The sequence below is a fragment of the Xanthomonas phaseoli pv. dieffenbachiae genome (assembly GCF_008639345.1).
Lineage (GTDB): Bacteria > Pseudomonadota > Gammaproteobacteria > Xanthomonadales > Xanthomonadaceae > Xanthomonas > Xanthomonas phaseoli.
The window spans coordinates 3,424,983-3,444,114 of the sequence record NZ_CP041380.1 but is presented as its reverse complement, the minus strand read 5'-3'; the positions used below and the strand labels follow the sequence as shown (position 1 = coordinate 3,444,114).

Genomic DNA, 19,132 nt, shown 5'->3' with positions numbered 1-19,132 from the left:
CGAACCATGAGTACCGCCCCGGACGCCCGCAAGACCAACAAGCTCGGCAGCGTCAGCACCAGCTTCTGGCTTGGCTTGCTGGTCTTGTCGATGATCGTGTTTGGCGCCAACACCGGCGTCGCGACCTGGCAGGGCAGTCGTCTTGCCGGTGCCGGCACCGGCGCGGCCGACTTGCAGGTGCTCTCGCAGCAGTTGGCCAACCAGGGCCGCGAAGCGGTGTCCGGCGACGCCAAGGCCTTTGCCGCCTTCAAGGAAACCAAGGGCCGCATCGACAGCACGGTCAGCGAACTGGATGGCCGTTACGGCCAGGAAAGCTCGATCGCCAGCTCGATGGCGCAGCTCAAGGCGACCTGGGTGCCGCTGAGCAAGAACGCCGATCAGGTCATCGCCAGCGAGCCGGCGGTGCTGGGTTTGGCCGGCAACGCCGAACGCTTCTCCGGCAGCGTGCCGCAGCTGCAGGCGCAGTTGAACGAAGTGGTGCGCGCGATGACGGTCAGCGGCGCGCCCGCCTCGCAGATCTACAACACGCTGCAGCAGGTGGTGGTCGCCGGCACCATGGCACGCCGGGTCACTGAAATGCGCGCCGGTGGTGCCAATGCGGCCGCCTCGGGCGACGCGCTGGCACGTGACTCGGTGGTGTTTACGCAGATGCTCGAAGGCCTGCGCACGGGCAACGAAGAACTCGGCATCGCCGCGGTGCGCAACCCGGCCGCGTTGTCGGCGCTGGAGCAGTCGCAGGCGCAGTGGACGACGATGAAGAAAGACGTCGACGCCATCCTCGCCAGCTCGCGCAACCTGTTCGCCGCACAGTCCTCGGCCGCCGCACTGACGGCTGGCTCGGGCAAGATGCTCGACGACAGCAAGAAGCTGTTCGATGCCTTCTCGGCGTTCGGTTCGGTGCGCGACACGCGCCTGTTCCCGAACTTCTGGCTGGGCGTGGTGTCCGGCCTGGTCGCGCTGCTGGCGATCATCGGCTTCGTGTGGAGCTCGGTGCGCGTGCGCACCCGCGAGCAGGACGTGCGCTACCAGTCGCAGGTGGAATTCAACAGCCGCAACCAGCAGGCGATCATGCGGTTGCTGGACGAAATCAGCTCGCTCGGTGAGGGCGACCTGACCGTGAAAGCCTCGGTGACCGAGGACATGACCGGCGCGATCGCGGACGCGATCAACTACGCCGTGGACGAACTGCGCCACCTGGTGACCACCATCAACGACACCTCCGCGAAGGTGGCCGTGTCGACCCAGGAAACCCAGGCCACGGCCATGCAGCTGGCCGAAGCGGCCGGCCAGCAGGCCAACCAGATCACCACCGCCTCCGAGCGCATCAGCGAAATCGCCGCCAGCATCGAACAGGTGTCGCGCAACTCCACCGAGTCGGCCGAAGTGGCGCAGCGCTCGGTGGTCATCGCCGCCGAGGGTGCCGGCGTGGTGCGCGAGACGATTCAGGGCATGGACCAGATCCGCGACCAGATCCAGGAAACCTCCAAGCGCATCAAGCGGCTGGGCGAATCCTCGCAGGAGATCGGCTCGATCGTGGAACTGATCAACGACATTTCCGAGCAGACCAACATCCTGGCGCTCAACGCCGCGGTGCAGGCAGCGTCGGCCGGCGAAGCCGGTCGCGGTTTCGCTGTGGTGGCCGACGAAGTGCAGCGCCTGGCAGAACGCACCTCCAGTGCGACCCGACGCATCGAAGGTCTGGTGCAGACCATTCAGGCCGATACCAACGAAGCGGTCAGTTCGATGGAACAGACCACATCTGAAGTGGTGTCCGGTGCGCGCCTGGCCGAAGACGCCGGCACCGCGCTGACCGAAATCGAGCGCGTGTCCAACGCCTTGAACAACCTGATTAAGAACATCTCCATCGCTGCGCACCAGCAGTCGGCCGCAGCGACGGATATCACACAGACCATGGGCGTGATCCGTCAGATCACCAGCCAGACATCGCAGGGTGCGGAGCAGACGGCCGAATCGATCGGCAACCTGGCTCAGCTCGCTGCCGATCTGCGCCGTTCGGTCGCCGACTTCAAGCTGCCGGCGTGACCACGACGCGGAACGGGAAAGGATCAGCAGATGGCGCGTAGTAGCGTTACGTCGATGCAGGAAGTGACCGGTTGCCGCGCTGGCGGCGAGTCGGTCGTAGTCAGGGGGCTGCAATGAGCGCGCTTCGCGATGCGATGAGTCACGCCGCACTGGGCTGGGTCAAGCCAGAGCTGGACGAGACGTTGCGCCAGGCGCGCAACGAGATCGAATACTTTGCCGAAGAACCCTCCGACACCAGTCGGATGCGGTTCTGCGCCGGCTACCTGCACCAGGTGCAGGGCACGCTGCGCATGGTCGAGTTGTATGCGCCGGCGATGGTGGCCGAAGAGCTCGAGCTGCTGGCCCAGGCCGTGCAGGCGGGCGAGGTCGCCGACCGCGACGAAGCCTGCGCGATGCTGATGCGCGGCACCGTGCTGCTGCCCGATTACCTGGAGCGCTTGCAGAACGGTCACCGCGACATTCCGATCGTGCTGTTGCCGCTGCTCAATGAAATCCGTGCCACCCGTGGCCAGCCGGGTCTGAGCGAAAGCGTGCTGTTCGCGTTCGACCCGCAGGCCGGTGTTGCCACCGAGGCCGAGCTGGATCATGCGCGCGGCAGTCTGAGCGGGCGCAATCGCGAGTTGCTCGACACCGTCGGCAACGCGGTCAAGGAAGAACTGCTGCGCGTCAAAGACGCGCTGGACCTGCATTTGCGCACCGGCGGGGAGATCGGCGAGCTGCAGACCCAGGTCAACGATCTGGGCAGCGTTGCCGACACCCTCGGCATGATGGGCTTGGGCGTTGCGCGCAGCGTCGTCGTGCAGCAGCGCGATGCGTTGGCACGCGTGGTCGATGGCCAGACCCAGATGGACGAAAGCGTGCTGCTGGATATTGCCGGCGCGCTGCTGTACGTGGATGCGTCGCTGGACGATCAGGTCGCCAGCCTCGGCGCCGACCCGGGCGACGGCACCGAAGTCAGCAACAGTGCCAACTCCTCGGAAGTCCGCCGCACGGTCGATGTGCTGGCGCAAGAGGCGATCGCCAACTTCGGTGCGGCGCGCGAACATTTCGTCGCCTTCATCGAAACCAACTGGGACCACGCGCGTCTTGCCGAGGTGCCGCACCTGCTCGGCGAAGTCGGCGGTGCGTTGCGCATTCTCGAGCTGCCGCAGGCTGCCGATTATCTGGAAGGCGTGCGTCGCTACGTCGATCTGGAATTGATCGGCAAGCAGCGCGTGCCCAGCGGACGCCAGCTGGATACCCTGGCCGATGCGATGGCCAGCCTGGAGTACTACCTGGAAGCCCTGCGCGAGCGCCGTCCCGGCCGCGAAGAGATTCTGGATATCACCCGCAACAGCCTGGAAACGCTGCGTTACTGGCCGCTGCCGTCGGGCCAGCCGTCCGATTTGCCGGTCGGCGCGGACCAGCCCGGCAGCGCGGCCGAGCCGCAGCCGGTGGCCGCCCCGCCGTTGCAACACGCCGATACGCCGCAGGCCGCCAACGATGCGGCGGCCTTGCCGTCGCTGGAATGGGCGAACGAAACCGTCGTCGAGACGCCGTTCGCTGCCAGCGTGGTGCACGACACCGGCGCTGCCGCGACCGATACGGTGTTCTCGTTCGACCCGGTCGCCGCCGAAGAAACCGTCTCCGGCCAGTCGCACGTGCCGTTCACCGTGGCGCCGCTGGATCTTTCGGGCGACGGCGCGCAGGCGCCCGGCGACTGGCATCTGGAAACCACGGAGCAGGCCGCGCCGATCGCCACCTCTGCGTTCGACCCGGTGTCGGCCGAGCAGGATGGCAACGAGGCCACGCAGGTCAGCTACACGGTGGATCTGAGCGCGCTGGAGCAGGCACACGCCGCCGAGCCGCAGGTTGCCGAGGACGCGCCGCTGCAGATCGAGCAGATCGACCTGCCGGGCGACGCCGATCAGACCGACGCACCGTTGGATTTCATCGCCGAGAACGCAACGCGCCGCGCGCAGACCAGCATCGAAGATGCCTTCTCGCCGCCGCCGAGCCCGCCGCAGGAATTGGATGACCCGTTCGTCGAGCCGGCACAGGAGCCGCAGGACACTCCGTCCGAAGCAGCATCCGAGCCGGTCGCCCCGCGCGTGCAACAGGCGGTGGTCAGCGAGTTCGAGCTGGACGACGCCTCGGCTGCGTTCCTGGCCCAGCTCGATGCAGCGGCCGCGCAGTTCGACGTGGAGCGTCCGCAGGCACCGACAGTGGCAGCCGATGCGCAGATCGCGCAGGCAGGCTCTGAACCGGTGTCCAGCGAACCTGCGCAGGAGGCTGCCGACGCCGGCATTTTCGGCGGCTTCGGCGACAGCGATATCGACGACGATATCCGCGACGTGTTCCTGGAAGAATTCGACGAAGAGCTGGTCAACCTGGGGCAGCTGTTGCCGGTGTGGCGCGCCGCGCCCACCAACCCGGAAACCCTGCGCCCGATCCGCCGCGTCTTCCACACCTTGAAGGGCAGTGGGCGTCTGGTCGGCGCCAGCGTGCTCGGCGAGTTCAGCTGGAAGATCGAGAGCATGCTCAACCGCGTGCTCGATAATTCGCGGCCGGCCAGCCCGGCGGTCGTGTCAATGGTCGAACTGGCCTACGAGGTGTTGCCGCAATTCAACGCCGCGCTGCGCGACCAGGGCCGCATCAGCGCCGATCTGCCTGAAATCCAGGGCATTGCCGAGCGCGTTGCTGCCGGCGAAGAGGTCTACTACGTGCCCGCAGCCGTGGCACCGGTGGCCGAGGCCGCGGCGATTCCGGCGGCAGCCGCAGGCGTGTTCGCCGCCAGCGGCGGAACCCCGGCTTCGGTGGACAGCGTGCTGCGCGAGATCCTGGAAGCCGAGGTCGCCACGCATCTGGACACGGTGAACGGGTGGCTGCAGGCCAGCCAGGCCGAGCCGCAGTTGGCGACCGAAGAAGTACTGCGCGCCGTGCACACGATGAGTGGCGCGTTCGCGATGACCGACGTGCCGGAAATCACCTTGGTGACGACGCCGGCCGAAAGCTACGTCAAGCGCTTGCTGGCCGCCTCGGTCACGCCGTCGGCGGAGGGGCTCGAAGCACTCACCGCCACCGCTGCTGCGATTGCCACCACGGTGACCGCGCTGCGTGCCGATGCGCCGTTGATTCCGTCGTTCGCACCGTTGACCGAGCGCTTGCGCGCGCTGGTGGACAGCTTGCCGGAAGCGCAGTGGCCTCCGCAGGTGTTCCTGGACGAGTTGGACGATGTCGACGCTCCGAGCGCCACGGTAGACGGCAGCGCTGCCTCGGTCGAACTGACCGGTGCGCAGGATCTGTCGCAGTACCTGGATGCCGGCGCACTACCGTCCGACGCCCTTGTATCGGCGCAAGGTGCCGAAGACGCGCAGCCGCAGCCGGACGATGCGCCGATTGCCGTGGACGAGCTGGCCGAGGCCGAAGCCGAGCATGATTCGGCACTCGCACTGGACGCGCCTGCACCGCATGCGCTCGACGATGCCGGCCATGCCGCCATGCACGAAGATGCCCACGCCGCTGCCGAGTCTGTGCCTGCATCGAGCGACGACGCACTGGTACCGGTTGCCGAATCCGAGCAGCTTGCCGATGCGCTGCACGGCGATGCTGCGCCAGACGACGCGGCAGACCGGGCCGCATCGCAGGACATCGACGCACACGACCTGCCGGCCGACGAGCCGCTGGTCGAAGCCGAGGCCTGGGATGCCACCGAACTGCAGCATGCGCAGACCGCACCGCACGATCACGTACCGGGCGAGCACGCGGCAGAGGTGCCGAGTGAGGCATCTGCTGAGGTTGTGTCGGGCGAGCACGACGCCGATGCGACCAGCACGCACGCCGACAAAATTGCGGTAGACGAGCTGGCCGATGCAGAAGCTGTCTTGGGCGATGCGCAGACGCTGGCTGCAGCCGATGCCGAGCAGGCAGTGGACGCGCACGCACAGCAGGTGCCCGCGCACGACGATCAGGTTGCAGCAGACGCTGACGAGGCGGTCGAGAGCATCGAAGCGCTGGAGGCCGTGCACGCCGACGCTGCGTTGGCTGATGACGCCGATGCAACGACCGCGGAAGACTGGACCCCGGAAACCGCAGCGCTGGACAGCGTGGCGTCCGATCAGTCTGGCCACGACCACGCCGACACGCAGGAACAGGCAGGCGAGCAGCCGGCAGACCAGGCGGCGCAGCACAGCGATGCAGCATTGCCGCATGCAGGCGAGCCGTATGCGGGCGAGCAGCAAGCGCTGGAAGAAGCCGCGCAGCTGGGCGAGCACGCAGAGGTGGAAGCGCACGCATCTTCGAATCAGCAGATGGATTCGGGCGATGATGCGTCCGCCGATGCGCAGCAGCACGTCCATGAGCAGGTGCCGTCTGATCAGGACGTCGAGGCCGGGGAGCAGCTGCAAACGCATGCGCATTCCGACGAACGCGCGGGCGTCGTCGAGCACGCGACGGACCACCAGGACGCCGAAGCCGCGCATTCCGAAGCCGAGCACCTGGCAGCCGAGCAGACCGAAGCCGCGCATTCCGATGCAGAGTACGCAGGCGCCGACCATGTTGACGCCGCGCAGACCGATGCGGATGTGCTGCCCGATCACACTGTCGAATCGGTGCAGGCATTCGAAATGGCGCATGCGGCCGATCAGGTGGAAGAGGCCGGCGATCGGCAATCGGACACTGCGCCGGCGCTATACGACACGCAGGCTGTCACCGCCGACGACGCGGCGCAGGCCGATGCGCAGGCCGCGGTCGATGTTTCTGCCGTGGGCGATCACGCCGAGCGCGAAGAGCAGTTCGACGGCGCAGGACACGCAGCGCACGCCGAACCAACGGAAGCCAGCGACCACGCCGGTGCCGATCAGCAGCATGCCGCCGACTCCGCAGATCAGCACGCAACCGACCGCAGCGCCGACGAGCCGGAAGACACCACCACCGCTGCGTTCAGCGCCCCGGTCGAAGATGCGGCGCGTGCCGCTGCGTCCAGCAACGATATCGGCGCGGCATTCGATGCCGGCCCGCTGAACTTCGATCAACTCGACGGCGAGCTGGTCGACATCTTCGTCGAAGAAGGTCGCGACCTGCTGGACCATTGCGATGGCCTGATCGCGCGCATGCGCGAAGTGCCGGGAGACCGCGATGTCCTCAACGGACTGCAGCGCGATCTGCACACGCTCAAGGGCGGTGCGCGCATGGCCGGCATCAACGCCATCGGCGATCTCGGTCACGCGATCGAATCGCTGCTCGAAGCCGTGGCGGCCAACCGCACCGACATCGATCGCGACGACGTGCGTCTGTTCGAGCGTGGCTTCGACCGCCTGCATCAGTTGCTGACCCGCACCGGCATGCACCGTGCGGTGACGATGCCGACCGATCTGGTGGAAGCCTTCGAAACCCGTACCCGTGGCCGCAATGCCGCACCGCCCAGCGACGCCGATGTCCGCGCGATCGCCAAGGCGTCGGTGGAACCGGCGCCGCTGTCCGCCCCGGTTCCGGTGGACGGCCAGGCCGAAGAAGACTTCCTGCCGCGCGTGCAGCAGGAACAGGTGCGCGTGCGCGCGGACCTGCTCGACCGTCTGGTCAACCACGCCGGCGAAGTGGCGATCTACCGCTCGCGCCTGGAGCAGCAGCTGGGCGCGTTCCGTGGCGCCATGGGCGAACTGGATCGCACCAACGCCCGTCTGCGCGATCAGTTGCGACGTCTGGATCTGGAAACCGAAGCGCAGATCGTGGCGCGTTATCAGCGCGAACAGGACCAGGGCGATCGCACCTTCGATCCGCTGGAACTGGACCGCTTCTCCACCCTGCAGCAGCTCAGCCGCGCCCTGAACGAATCGGCGGCCGACTTGGGCGGCTTGCAGGGCGTGCTGGAAGACCTCTCGCGCCAATACGACGGCCTGCTGCAACAGCAGTCGCGCGTCAGCTCCGAGCTGCAGGACGGCCTGATGCGTGCGCGCATGGTGCCGTTCGATGGCCTGGTGCCGCGTTTGCGTCGTGTGGTGCGTCAGGCGGCCAGCGACACCGGCAAGCAGGTGCACCTGGTGCTGGAAGGCACCCAGGGCGAACTGGATCGCAACGTGCTCGATCGCATGGTCGCGCCGCTGGAACACATGCTGCGCAACTCGGTGGCGCACGGGCTGGAAACGCCCGAGCAACGCCGCGACGCCGGCAAGCCGGAAGAAGGCAGCATTGCGATCCGTCTGCGCCGCGAAGGCTCGGAAATCGTGCTGGAAGTGGCCGACGACGGTGCCGGGCTTGACCGCGAGGCGATCCGTCGCCGCGGCGAGGAGCGCGGCCTGATCGAACCGGGCCAGGAGCTGAGCGAGGCCGAACTCGACAACCTGATTTTCGCCTCCGGTTTCAGTACCTCCGAGCAGGTCAGCCAGTTGGCCGGTCGCGGCGTAGGCATGGACGTGGTGCGCAACGAAGTGCGTCAGCTCGGCGGCTCGGTGGATATCCACTCGGTACGCGGGCAGGGCGCCACTTTCACCTTGCGTCTGCCGCAAACGCTTGCGGTCACCCAGGCGGTGTTTGTCCGCATCGGCGAAACGACGTTCGCGGTGCCGGTGGGTTCGGTCAGCGGTATCGGCCGCATTTCGCGCACCCGTTACGAGTCGGGCGAGGGCGGATATCACTACGCCGGCGAAGAGTACGTGTTGCACGACCTCGGCTCGTTGGTCGGCCAGGCCGCCGCGCGTGCCGATGGCCAGGCGCAGGTGCCGTTGCTGTTGGTGCGTGCGGGCGACCTGCGCGCGGCGGTGGCCATCGATCAGGTGCTGGGCAACCGCGAAGTCGTGGTCAAGCCGGTGGGCCTGCAGATCGCCTCGGTGCCGGGCATCTACGGCGCCACCATCACCGGCGATGGCCGCGTGGTGGTGATCCTGGACGTCGCCCCGCTGGTCCGTCGTTTCCTGGCCCAGCCGGCGCGTCCGTCGCTGGAAACACAGGCCGAAGCGCAGCGCCAGGTGCCGTTGGTGATGGTGGTCGACGATTCGCTGACCATGCGCAAGGTCACCAGCCGCGTGCTGGAACGCCACAACCTGGACGTCACGACCGCACGCGACGGTGTCGAGGCGCTGGAGCTGCTCGAAGAGCGCGTGCCCGACCTGATGCTGCTGGATATCGAAATGCCGCGCATGGACGGTTACGAGCTGGCGACCGCGATGCGGGCCGACCCGCGCTTCAAGGCGGTGCCGATCGTGATGATCACCTCGCGCAGTGGCGAGAAGCATCGCCAGCGTGCCTTCGAGATCGGCGTGCAGCGTTACCTGGGCAAGCCTTACCAAGAGTTGGATCTGATGCGAAACGTGTATGACCTGCTGGGGATCGCCCGTGTCCGAGACTAATGGCGCAATGGGAACTCCGGTTGCTTTGCTGGGTCGTCCCGGCCAGGCGCGTGAGCGCCTGCGCGAAGCGCTCGGCCTGGCCGGCGCGCAGGTGGTGCTGGAAGACGAGCCAGCGGCGGTCGACGTGCAGATGCTGCGCGACGCCGAGCCGGTGGCAGTGCTGGTCGCACTGGAACCGTCGATCGAAGACGCGCTCGAAGCGCTGGAGCCGGCCTTCAACATGCCGGGCGTCACCGTGATCTTCGACGAGGCCGAACTGACGGTGCGTCGCGAGGGCTGGGAAGCGCAGCGTTGGGTGCGTCATCTGGCCGCCAAACTGCATGGCCATGCCGATGTGCTGCCGCCGGGCACCGAAAGCGAGCCCTCGCTGCAGCCCGAGCCCGGCCTGACGCTGGCACCGCAGCAGCATTCTGACCTGCAACTGGATCAACACCTGGAAGCGGCCGCGCATGCGTTCGACAGCGTGCCTGGCGATGCCTTGTTCGCGCATGCCTCCGTGCAGGAGGCGGCACCGGTCGCTGCGGAAAAACCGGGCCTGACGCTGGGCGATTCCAGCACCTGGGGCCTGGTGGACGAGGTGGCCGTGGTGGTGCGCCCGCGCGCCGAACCCGATGTGGCGGCCCTGTCCACCGGCGGCTTGTCGCTGGTGGATCTGGAGCACAGCGGCAGCGTCACCGGCGCTGTGCTGGTCGTCGCTGGCATTGGTGGGCCGGATGCGATCCGCCGCTTGCTGGCCGCATTGCCGCCGGAATTCCCGCGCGCGGTGCTGGTGCGCATGACCCTGGATGGCGGCCAGTACGGCAACCTGGTGCGGCAGATGGGACGCGTGTCTGCGTTGCCGGTCGAATTGGGCGAAGCGGGGCAGGTGGTCGCACCGGGCAAGGTGTATGTGCTCTCCGACGAGGTCGGCGTGCACCAGCATGCCGGCGCGCTGGCGTTCGTGGCACCGGCCGATCCGGCCGGGCTGATCGCCGCGCTGCCGCCGGCCGACAGTGCGGTGCTGATGCTCAGCGGTGCCAACGAGGCGCTGGTGGAGGCATCGCTGGCATTAGCCGAGCAAGGCGGCTGGTTGGCCGGGCAATCCACCGACGGCTGTTACGACCCCGCCGCCGCCGCGCGTCTGGCGCGGCAAGGCATCCTGACCGGCGACCCTGCGCAGTTGGCGCAGGCGCTGGCGCAGCGTTGGCCGGCATAAGCCGGGCGCTCCTTTTCGAATCGGAATCATGCGATGAGCTACGCCAATAACGACGAAATCCGCGGCGTCCTGATCCAGGCCGGTAGCGAGCGCGTGCTGCTGCCGAACGCAACGGTGGCCGAGGTGATGTCGCGCGTGGCGGTCGAGCCCCTGCCCGACATGCCGCGCTGGGTGGTCGGACGCATCGACTGGTACGGCTGGAAGGTGCCGCTGCTGTCGTTCGCGCGCCTCAGCGGCATGGGCGATGAACCCACCGCAGTCAACAACAAGGTCATCGTGTTGAAGGCCTTGGGTGGCAACCCGGCGTTGCCGTATTTCGCGCTGCTGACTGCCTCGTTCCCGCAGCTGATTTCGGTGCCGCGCGATGGCCTGCTGGCCGATGCCTCGGAAGATGCGCTGCCGGACGGTGTGCACATGCGCGTGCTGCTGGGCGAGCAAAGCGCGCTGTTGCCGAACCTGGACGCCATCGAAGCGCAGGTCGGCCAGGCGCTTGCGGTCGCTGCCGCCTGAGAGCGGCGAATGCCTGCTGTGCTCGCCGTCGGGCGGGCGCAGTGACGCAGTGCAGCGGAGGCTGCCGGGCATTGAGTGATGCGCGGTTGAGGGTGTGGCTGACTGTTGGGCGTTCCATCTTACGCACTGGATGACGCCCTGCCTTGGAGACGGCTTGCGGAGCATGATCGGTATGCATCAGCCGGATGCACCTCGCAGCAAGCTGACGCGCGGGGTTGAGGCGTGGACGTCATGAGCCATCCGCTCTTTGCGCCGATCCGCCGCGCTGACGGTGTGGTGCTGTGCGATCTGGCCGTGGTCGATCCGGCTGCAATGGCGCACTACCACACGCGTAACCGCGCTCATCTGGCCGATGCGATGCCGTTGCGGCCGCCCGCGTTCTACACCGTCGAAGGCTGGCGCCGCCTGTGCATGGCATACCGCGGCGCGATGCCTGGCGAGCGCGAGCTGCAACTGGTCTTGTTGCAGGGCGAGCACGTGATCGGCACCACCGGGTTCACCCAGATCCAGCGCGGCGCGTTTCAGGCGTGCCATATGGGCTACGGCCTGGACGCGGCGCAGCAGGGACGCGGCTTGATCCAGTGGGCAGCTACGCAAGGCATCGCTTTTGCCTTCGGCCAGCTCGGCCTGCACCGGGTGATGGCGCAATACGTGCCGGAGAATCTGCGCAGCGCGCGCGTGCTGCGGCGGCTGGGTTTCCAGATCGAAGGCTATGCGCGGCGCTATCTGCAGTTGAATGGCCACTGGCGCGATCATGTGCTGACCAGCAGATTGCGCGAGGACGGCATGCCTGGCGAAGGCGCTGTGGATGATGAGCCGGGTTAGGGCAAAGCGCCCGAGAACTCAAGCCGTCATTCATCGGCGGCTAGCGGATTGTCCTGCGCAAGCTCGATCTGCGTTGGCCAGCCACGTCGTTTGAGTTGATTGCGCAACTGCGCCGCCCAGGCCTGCACCGACGCTGCATCCGGCGTGGCCGCCTTGATGCCGATCGTTATCGTGTCTGCGTGTTCCAGGAAGCAGCACGGTCCGTTAGCCGATCGCTCGGTGGCGCGGAAAGTTTCAGAAACACCGTGCGGTGCATCTGCTCGCGCGTGACTGTCTCGCTGTTGACGTGCCTGCTGTGTGGCAGTGCGGGTGGCCGAAGGTGGCGACCACATGTTGCGAGATGCTCCGGGCTGCGGCTTGCCGTCCGGCGGTTCCCATCTTCGTGCAGGTGCAGCTGTTGGCGCGGCATGCGAGGCGTTTGGCGATATCGCGATCTGGGTGGTCGCAGGTGCGTTGGCCGTCCCGCATTCGATACGCAACGATGGATCCTGCAACGGTGCCGGCAACATCGGTAGTGCCGGCGCGCCGCCGCAGGCGCTGGCGTGCGCTTGGTTGGCTGCGGGGGGAGGTGCGCTGCTGTCATCCGTGCCTGCCACGGCGCGCCACTGGCCTGTAGATCGTCGTTGTGCGCGCCGATGGGGGGGCAGGCGGTGGGGGCGGCGTCATCGCCGCGTGCGCATCGCCTTGCGTCGACTCCTGTCCTGTTGATGGTTGGGTAAGCGCCCTTGCGGCCGCTGCGCGTTGCATCGCCCGTCGCTTGCCGCCAGCCAGATCCATGCATCGGACGCGCAGCGGCTGAGGCAGGGTTGGCCCAGCCATGCAACGGTTGTGCACGGATCCGCATGCGACAACGCCGCAAGAAGGTTTATCCGCACATCACGCTGTCGCATGATGGAAGGCTGGTGCCGCACTGCGCGGCCGCTCGTTTCCGCCATGGAGTCATCCGCATGCTTCAACGTCGTCACTTCCTCAAGGGCGCCACGCTGGGCGCGATCGCGTCCGGGTTGGCCGGCTGGGGCGCCCGCGCGCACGCTGCGGCAGGCGCCACGCCAGGCGTGCGGCCGACGGCGCTGCCGCGGGGTGCGGCGCGGGTGATTTCCACCTGGGATTTCGGCGTCGCCGCCAATCAGGAAGCCTGGAAGATTCTCAGCAGCGGTGGTATTGCGCTGGATGCGGTAGAGGCCGGTGTGCGTGTGCCGGAGGCGGACCCAAGCAATCCCACCGTCGGCCTGGGCGGTTATCCGGACCGCGATGGCCGGGTCACGCTGGACGCCTGCATCATGGACCACCTGGGCAACTGCGGCGCGGTGGCATCGCTGGAAGACGTGGTGCACGCCATTTCGGTGGCGCGTGCGGTGATGGAGAAGACGCCGCACGTGATGTTGGTGGGCGATGGTGCGCGTCAATTCGCCTTCGAACAGGGGTTTCCGAAAGCCAAGCTGCTGACCCCAAGCTCGGAAGCGGCCTGGAAAGAGTGGTTGAAGACTTCGAAGTATTCGCCCGAAGCCAATGTCGAAAATCGCGCCTGGCGCGATGCCAAGTTGCCCGGCGGCAAGGACAATCACGACACCATCGGGATGCTGGCGCTGGATACGTACGGCAATCTATCCGGTGCATGCACCACCAGCGGCATGGCGTGGAAAATGCATGGCCGCGTGGGCGATAGCCCGATCATCGGTGCGGGCCTGTACGTGGACAACGAAGTGGGCGGTGCGACCTCGACCGGTGTGGGCGAAGAGGTGATCCGGAACGTCGGCAGTTTTGCGGTGGTGGAAATGATGCGGCAGGGCAAGTCGCCGGCCGACGCCTGCCGCGAGGTGGTGATGCGGCTGATCCGCCGCAAGCCGGAATTGACGCGCACATTGCAGGTCGGCTTTCTGGCGATGAACAAGCGCGGCGAAGTGGGCGCGTTCGCGATCCAGAAAGGCTTCAGTTACGCGGTGTGCGACGCTCAGCGGCAGGATCTGCTGGTGCCTGGCGAGAGCCATTACACCCGCGAGCCGACGGCATGAGCGCGTCAGGGTTGGAAGTGGCTGCCGATTCGGTGGCCTCGGCGTTGGCTGCGCAAGCAGGCGGCGCGATGCGCGTGGAGCTGTGCGGCGGGCTGGATGGCGGCGGGCTGACCCCGTCGTTCGGCACGTTGGCGGTGGTGCGCGAGCGCTTGCGGATTCCGCTGTATGTGCTGATTCGTCCGCGCGTGGGCGACTTCGTGTTCGACGCCTCGGAAGTGGAGGTGATGCGCCGCGATGTGGAGCAGTGCGTGCGGCTTGGATGCGATGGCTTGGTCCTCGGCGCGCTGGACCGGCATGGGCTGGTCGATCTGGCGACGATGCGCGTGTTGATGCAGGCAGCAGGGCCGTTGGGGGTGACGTTCCATCGTGCGATCGATGTCAGTGCCGATCCGTCGCGCGTGCTGGAAGATGCGATCGGGCTGGGCTGCGAGCGGGTGCTGACCTCGGGTGCACGTGCGAGTGCGCTGGACGGAATGGACACCATCGCCGCATTGGTGCGGCAGGCAGCTGGGCGCATCGGCATCATGCCCGGTGCCGGGCTTTCCGAGCACAACATCCACACCATATGGCAGCACACCGGCGCGCACGAATTCCATGCCTCGGCGCGTGGCATGATCGCGGCCCAGGTGCCGTCGCCGCACCCGTATATCCGCGATCTGGGCGGAGACTACCAGCGGACCGATGCCGCGCGGGTACGCCGGATGGTGGACGCGTTGCAGCAGGCGTGAAACGCGCACAACGGTGACTTCGGCCAGCATAGGCGCGGCCTTGAGTTGCGCACGTACGCTGAGGGCGATGCTCGATGGGCTGCTGCGCCTGTCGCGTTGACCCTCTACTGATGGCCTGAAGGTTCCGGGCTTGTCTGCTGTTCGTCGTCAGCGTCATCGCTGACCTGCTCGGGAATGTGCACAGCGAACTCGGGAAAGCGCGCGCGATCCTGCGGGTGTGCATTGACGATCAGCTCCCGGGTCTTCCACATCTGGACCGCCTTGGCCAATGTCGCTGCGTCGAGCTGGCTTCCTGCGTGATAAACGAACTGCCCGAGATGATCGACGATGCCCAGGTGCGCGCTCTTCTGCGCCTTCCAGTTGCTGACGTTGGTGTAGTGGCGGCTGAGGCCTTCCTCGCTCGGGTCTTCGATTCTGGGGGATGGGCCTGCCATGTCGCTCACCCGCCTCAGGAAATGGGAATCCCTGCTTTCTTCCAGCATTTTCTGCAAGGCCGGAATCTGGCCGAAGGTGGTGGGAGCGCCGGGCAGGCGCTTTTCTGGAAGGTAGGAGGGGGCACCTTCCAGAAAGGGATTTCGTTCCTCATCAATGACCGTGCTCAGCATGGTCTGTGCGGTGTCCTCGATGCGTTCGAGCGCAACCGTGCGAGGCGGTTAGGTGGTGGCCGCCGAAGAGGTTGCCCTGGCTCGATTGCCGGGAACAGGGGGCGAGGGAACTGGGGCGGTTGGGCCAGTCGGCTCTGGTTCGGCGGGGCGCGCAACCGGGCGATGCTGGTCGAGTTGCGCTTGCAAATGCGGCGGCACCCGGATGATGCAGTTGGCAGGTAATTGGGCGATCAACGAGGGCAGTCTGGAGAGATTGACGCAGCCTCGCAGATCGAGTTCTTCCAGCTGCGTCAGGCGGTGAATGTCCAGCGGCAACGTAAGCAGGTTGCTGCAGTCTTTCAGAATCAGTCGCTTCAAGGGCGCACCGCCGCCGAAAATCGGCGGATAGTTGCGTAGCGCCGTGCAGCCCTGCAGATCAAGTTCCTCCAGCCGTGGCAGCCGATGGATGGCTGGAGCAAGCACGGACAGCGGGCAGTTGCGTATCTGTAGCCTTTTCAGGTTTTGCAGGTTGGTCATGGACGCCGGAAGCGCTGTGATCCCGGTTTCTACAAGCTGTAGCCTCTGCAGGTTGATCAAGCCCTCGTGCTCGCCGGATGCATTGGTGCTTGCCAGGTGGCCGGGAAGTTCCGTCAGTTCCGGGCAGGCGCGGATGGAGAGCTCGCGTAATTGGGTGAGGCTTGCGATGGATGCGGGCAGCGAGCGAAGCGGATTGTGCGCAAGCGTCAGTGTTTCCAGGCCCGCAAATTGCTGCATGGCGTCCGGAAGCTCCATCAACCCCGCCGCATCGATCGTCATGTGCTGCAGATGAGATAGACGGAATGCCTGGTCGGGAAATTGCGGAAGGGGAACCGAGCGCAGCTCCAGCGCGACCCGACCCGTTTGGCTTGCGTTCTCCAGCAAGTCTGCGGTCGCCTTCAGCGCCCGGTCTGTGCGTGTCTCGACCTGCGGGTTGTTGCGATTGGCCTGGCGCCATGCGCTGTGCCAGCGATTGCGGTCTGCGTTGTAGTGTCGTTGCCATTGCGCCAGAACGTCGCGGTAAGGGCGCAGCGCTGTAGAGCGCCGTAAGGGTGAAGCGCCCACGCTCGGCGGCACGCGCGGCCGCGCCGGCTGCAAGCGTTGCGAATCGGTGGTGACGGAGTGGAAGCGCGAGCGTTCTATGTTGCTGAGCTGTGGCAATTGCGGCATCCGCGAAGCCTGTCCAGTCGCCTGGTTCATTCGCGCAGCGCTGCCGGAGCCATCGTAGGGAAGAGGGCGAGCGGATGTGGTTGGCCGGCGAGAGGTCTCGGCAGCGGCAGGCATTGCTGGCGGACGCCCGGAACGGTCGCCAGGCACATATCTGGTCAGGCCGCTAAGCATGCCGGTGGGGCGCTCGGGCGCGGGGTGTGCGGGTGGGACAGTGCGCGCGGGCGCATCGGCACTGGACGCAGTCTGCTCCCGCAGTCCGACAGGCGGGCCCGGCGGGCGTGGTTGATCGACACGTCGCATCGCATTCCTCGTCTTGGCTGTCGCGCCATGACGATGATCGGCATGCAACGCGATTAGCGAATCCCGCGGGGCGAAGCCATCGTCATCATGACGAAGGATCAGCGGCGTGGCCGCATGCCGTTGTGCAGCGCTCAGACAGCGCTGCGGGAGCGGGCGCCTGGCAGGGACCGCACTTGCCGAACCGCGTGGGATCGAGCACCACATGCTTGATCCGTCGGCGCTTCCAGGTGTAGCTGACATGCACCAAGCCATCGCGGCTCTGGATCACGGCCGGATACGAAAATTCATCATGGGCGCTGTCTTCCAGCGTCAGCACGCGTTGCCAGTGCACGCCGTCGTTGGAGAGCGCAACGGCCAGGGTACCGCGGCCATCCCACTAGTCCTTGCCGGCAATGGCGGGGTTGTAGACCAGTAACGCACGACCGTCGCGCAGCACCACTGCATCGGTGCCCGAATTCGGGTTTTCCACGTCCAGCAAGTACATGGGCTGCCAATGCAGGCCGCCATCGAGCGAGAACGTGCTGAAAAGCTTGTTTTGCTGGCTGCGGCCCAACGCCTGCAGCCGGCCATCCGGATACAGCAGCAGACTGGGCTGGATCGCGCCGATCGTCTTCGCATCGTTGAGCGGCATGCCGCGTTGCCAGTGCGCGCCGTCGTCGTCGCTCCATTCCAGATGCGCGCGCCAGCCGCGGTCTTCGCTGCTGCTGGGCGCCAGGATACGGCCGTTCGGTAATTGCACCGGCTTGTTCTTGATTGGCCCGAGAATGCCGTCGGGTAACCGCTGCGGTGGCGACCAGTGCACGCCATCGTCAGTGGAGAGCAGACGCAGCCCCCACCATTGGCGCGGATTGGGTCCGAGCTTGTAGTACAGCTGCACCGGCCCGGTGGCCGATTGGAACAACACCGGATTCCATGCCGGCACTGCAGTGCCATCGACGCCTGCGTGCGCGCCATCGGCAAGACGACGTGGTGGCTGCCATTGCTGCGGGCCGCGCTGAGCGAGCCAGATGCCGACATCGGCCGAACCTTCGTGCTCGCCGCCGAACCAGGCGGCCAGCAGGCGACCATCGCGCGTTTCCAGCAAGGTGGAGGCATGTGCTTGCGGCGTGGGAGCCGGGTCGGCGATGAACTCGCTCAGCACGATCGGCGAGGGCGGCGACGTGGGCGATTGCGCCTGCGCAACGATCGCAGCCAGGCTTGCAGCAAGGCTCACGACGAGGCGGCTCAGCAGGCGTGGCGGATGCATCGTGGTCCAGTCCTGTGCGAGGTTTAAAAGACCTCTTTATTATCTCTTAAATACCACGTGTTCCCGTCGTCGGGCGGATTGGTCGAACTGCATTGCCAGATGTACAGCAAGGGGCGCTCTGCTCCGGCTTCTACTGGCTGGTGTCACCTAGCCCGACCTGGGGGCGACGTGCACGCGGCCATCGTGCAGCATGCCCGCGGCACAGCCCTCACTGCAGCAGACTGCCCAGCAGCCTTGCACCCGCGTGCACGATCACACTGATGCTGCGACGTGCGCCGAAACCTGGCATTGCGAGGGTCGAGTTGCGCGCGCGCCGGCCGCTATCGGGATGGCACGGCGAGCGTGATGTGGCGGTTTGTCGGCGGTATTGCGGGGACATGACCGCGTTGCGGTCTTCGCACCCATGGGCCGGCACGACGCAGACCGCCGTGCATCCCTTCACTCAGGAGTGCATTGATGGCTTTTCCAACCGCAGTCAATCCGCAGATCACCGATGCCGTCACCCAGGCCAACGTCAAGGTCGTTGGCGAAGCCCCAGCGTTTGCGATGGGTTCGATTTACCAGAGCCTGGCCCATTCGGGCGGCATCCTGTTCCAGAATGCGATCGCTGCACAACAGCAGCAAAACGCCCTGGCGCAGGCGGCCAACAACCAGGGCGTGATGCAGACCTACGGTGTCGAGACCAGCGCTTGCACGGCAGAGGTCGAGAACGTTGCCCAAGGCGGTGCCGCAGACACTCTGAACAGTCTGCTCACCGCGCTCAACGCGTTCGACACTGCGAAGTAATCGTCGCTGGCGGCAGCGTCACGTCTGTCGCCATGCTTGCCCGCGAAAACGGCCCGCTCAGGCCGCGTTGTCGTCGCGCACTTGCGGCGGCAGCAGCGTTTGCGGCTTCTTGGCCGATTCGGTCTGGCACAGGAAGGTCATCAGGTGTGCGGCTTCGGCACTGCCCATGGGCTTGCTGTGGATCTGCTCGGCGAAGGCGTTCTGGGTGTGCTCGGCAACGGCGGGGACGGACTCTTGTGCAACGGTAGACGACGACATGCAACGCTCCTGGAACCTGCAATCAAGCCGTCTACGTCGCAAGCAAGCGCATCCGTAACGGAGTCAGCCGGTGATATTGCCTGGAATCTGTGCCGTCCGATACCTCGACGGTATGCG

The 19,132-nt window shown here is 66.4% G+C and carries 9 protein-coding genes and 2 pseudogenes; 8 read left to right on the top strand and 3 right to left on the bottom strand.

All coding sequences use genetic code 11. The features are described 5' to 3' along the window. The first annotated feature begins 6 nt into the window (after nucleotides 1-6). The 7 genes from FLG15_RS15505 to FLG15_RS15465 all read left to right on the top strand — a co-directional run bounded on the left by FLG15_RS15505 (nucleotide 7) and on the right by FLG15_RS15465 (nucleotide 14,635). Nucleotides 7-2,043, top strand: coding sequence for a methyl-accepting chemotaxis protein (locus FLG15_RS15505; protein WP_017155561.1), 2,037 nt, complete (start codon nucleotides 7-9; stop codon nucleotides 2,041-2,043). Between the two features lie 113 nt (nucleotides 2,044-2,156). After that, nucleotides 2,157-9,365 carry an Hpt domain-containing protein gene (locus tag FLG15_RS15500; protein ID WP_057677681.1) on the top strand — a complete coding sequence of 2,403 codons (7,209 nt, stop codon included), beginning with the start codon at nucleotides 2,157-2,159 and terminating at the stop codon, nucleotides 9,363-9,365. Nucleotides 9,366-9,372: 7 nt separating this feature from the next. Continuing rightward, entirely contained in the window at nucleotides 9,373-10,560 is a 1,188-nt protein-coding gene (locus tag FLG15_RS15495; RefSeq protein ID WP_017155563.1) for a chemotaxis protein CheB, read from the top strand. A 33-nt stretch (nucleotides 10,561-10,593) separates the two neighbouring features. Beyond that, complete coding sequence (locus tag FLG15_RS15490; RefSeq protein WP_008575177.1) at nucleotides 10,594-11,070, top strand: chemotaxis protein CheW; 477 nt, start codon at nucleotides 10,594-10,596, stop codon at nucleotides 11,068-11,070. 231 nt (nucleotides 11,071-11,301) lie between these two features. Further along, complete coding sequence (locus FLG15_RS15485; RefSeq protein WP_057677683.1) at nucleotides 11,302-11,895, top strand: GNAT family N-acetyltransferase; 594 nt, start codon at nucleotides 11,302-11,304, stop codon at nucleotides 11,893-11,895. Nucleotides 11,896-12,842: 947 nt separating this feature from the next. After that, nucleotides 12,843-13,907 carry a glycosylasparaginase gene (locus tag FLG15_RS15470; protein WP_150146725.1) on the top strand — a complete coding sequence of 355 codons (1,065 nt, stop codon included), beginning with the start codon at nucleotides 12,843-12,845 and terminating at the stop codon, nucleotides 13,905-13,907. After that, on the top strand, nucleotides 13,904-14,635 hold the full coding sequence (locus FLG15_RS15465) for a copper homeostasis protein CutC (RefSeq protein ID WP_057680163.1): 732 nt from the start codon (nucleotides 13,904-13,906) through the stop codon (nucleotides 14,633-14,635). The genes FLG15_RS15470 and FLG15_RS15465 overlap by 4 nt, the downstream gene beginning before the upstream one ends. A gap of 104 nt (nucleotides 14,636-14,739) precedes the next feature. Here FLG15_RS15465 and xopL read toward each other — a convergent pair. After that, a pseudogene (xopL, locus tag FLG15_RS15460) lies at nucleotides 14,740-16,425 on the bottom strand (type III secretion system leucine-rich repeat domain-containing effector XopL). A gap of 385 nt (nucleotides 16,426-16,810) precedes the next feature. Beyond that, nucleotides 16,811-17,971: pseudogene (locus FLG15_RS15455) on the bottom strand (sialidase family protein). A 456-nt stretch (nucleotides 17,972-18,427) separates the two neighbouring features. On the opposite strand from FLG15_RS15455, the gene FLG15_RS15450 reads away from it, so the two are divergent. Further along, entirely contained in the window at nucleotides 18,428-18,757 is a 330-nt protein-coding gene (locus tag FLG15_RS15450; RefSeq protein ID WP_057680160.1) for a RebB family R body protein, read from the top strand. A 57-nt stretch (nucleotides 18,758-18,814) separates the two neighbouring features. On the opposite strand, the gene FLG15_RS15445 is transcribed toward FLG15_RS15450, so the two are convergent. After that, entirely contained in the window at nucleotides 18,815-19,015 is a 201-nt protein-coding gene (locus FLG15_RS15445) for a hypothetical protein (RefSeq protein WP_017155569.1), read from the bottom strand. Nucleotides 19,016-19,132: the final 117 nt, after the last annotated feature.

Bases quoted from the DNA above. Each gene is read 5' to 3' on its own strand.
- FLG15_RS15500 (WP_057677681.1), top strand. From the start codon at position 2,157: ATGAGCGCGCTTCGCGATGCGATGAGTCACGCCGCACTGGGCTGGGTC.
- FLG15_RS15485 (WP_057677683.1), top strand. From the start codon at position 11,302: ATGAGCCATCCGCTCTTTGCGCCGATCCGCCGCGCTGACGGTGTGGTG.
- FLG15_RS15450 (WP_057680160.1), top strand. From the start codon at position 18,428: ATGGCTTTTCCAACCGCAGTCAATCCGCAGATCACCGATGCCGTCACC.
- FLG15_RS15445 (WP_017155569.1), bottom strand. From the start codon at position 19,015: ATGTCGTCGTCTACCGTTGCACAAGAGTCCGTCCCCGCCGTTGCCGAG.
- FLG15_RS15495 (WP_017155563.1), top strand. From the start codon at position 9,373: ATGGGAACTCCGGTTGCTTTGCTGGGTCGTCCCGGCCAGGCGCGTGAG.
- FLG15_RS15470 (WP_150146725.1), top strand. From the start codon at position 12,843: ATGCTTCAACGTCGTCACTTCCTCAAGGGCGCCACGCTGGGCGCGATC.
- FLG15_RS15465 (WP_057680163.1), top strand. From the start codon at position 13,904: ATGAGCGCGTCAGGGTTGGAAGTGGCTGCCGATTCGGTGGCCTCGGCG.
- FLG15_RS15490 (WP_008575177.1), top strand. From the start codon at position 10,594: ATGAGCTACGCCAATAACGACGAAATCCGCGGCGTCCTGATCCAGGCC.
- FLG15_RS15505 (WP_017155561.1), top strand. From the start codon at position 7: ATGAGTACCGCCCCGGACGCCCGCAAGACCAACAAGCTCGGCAGCGTC.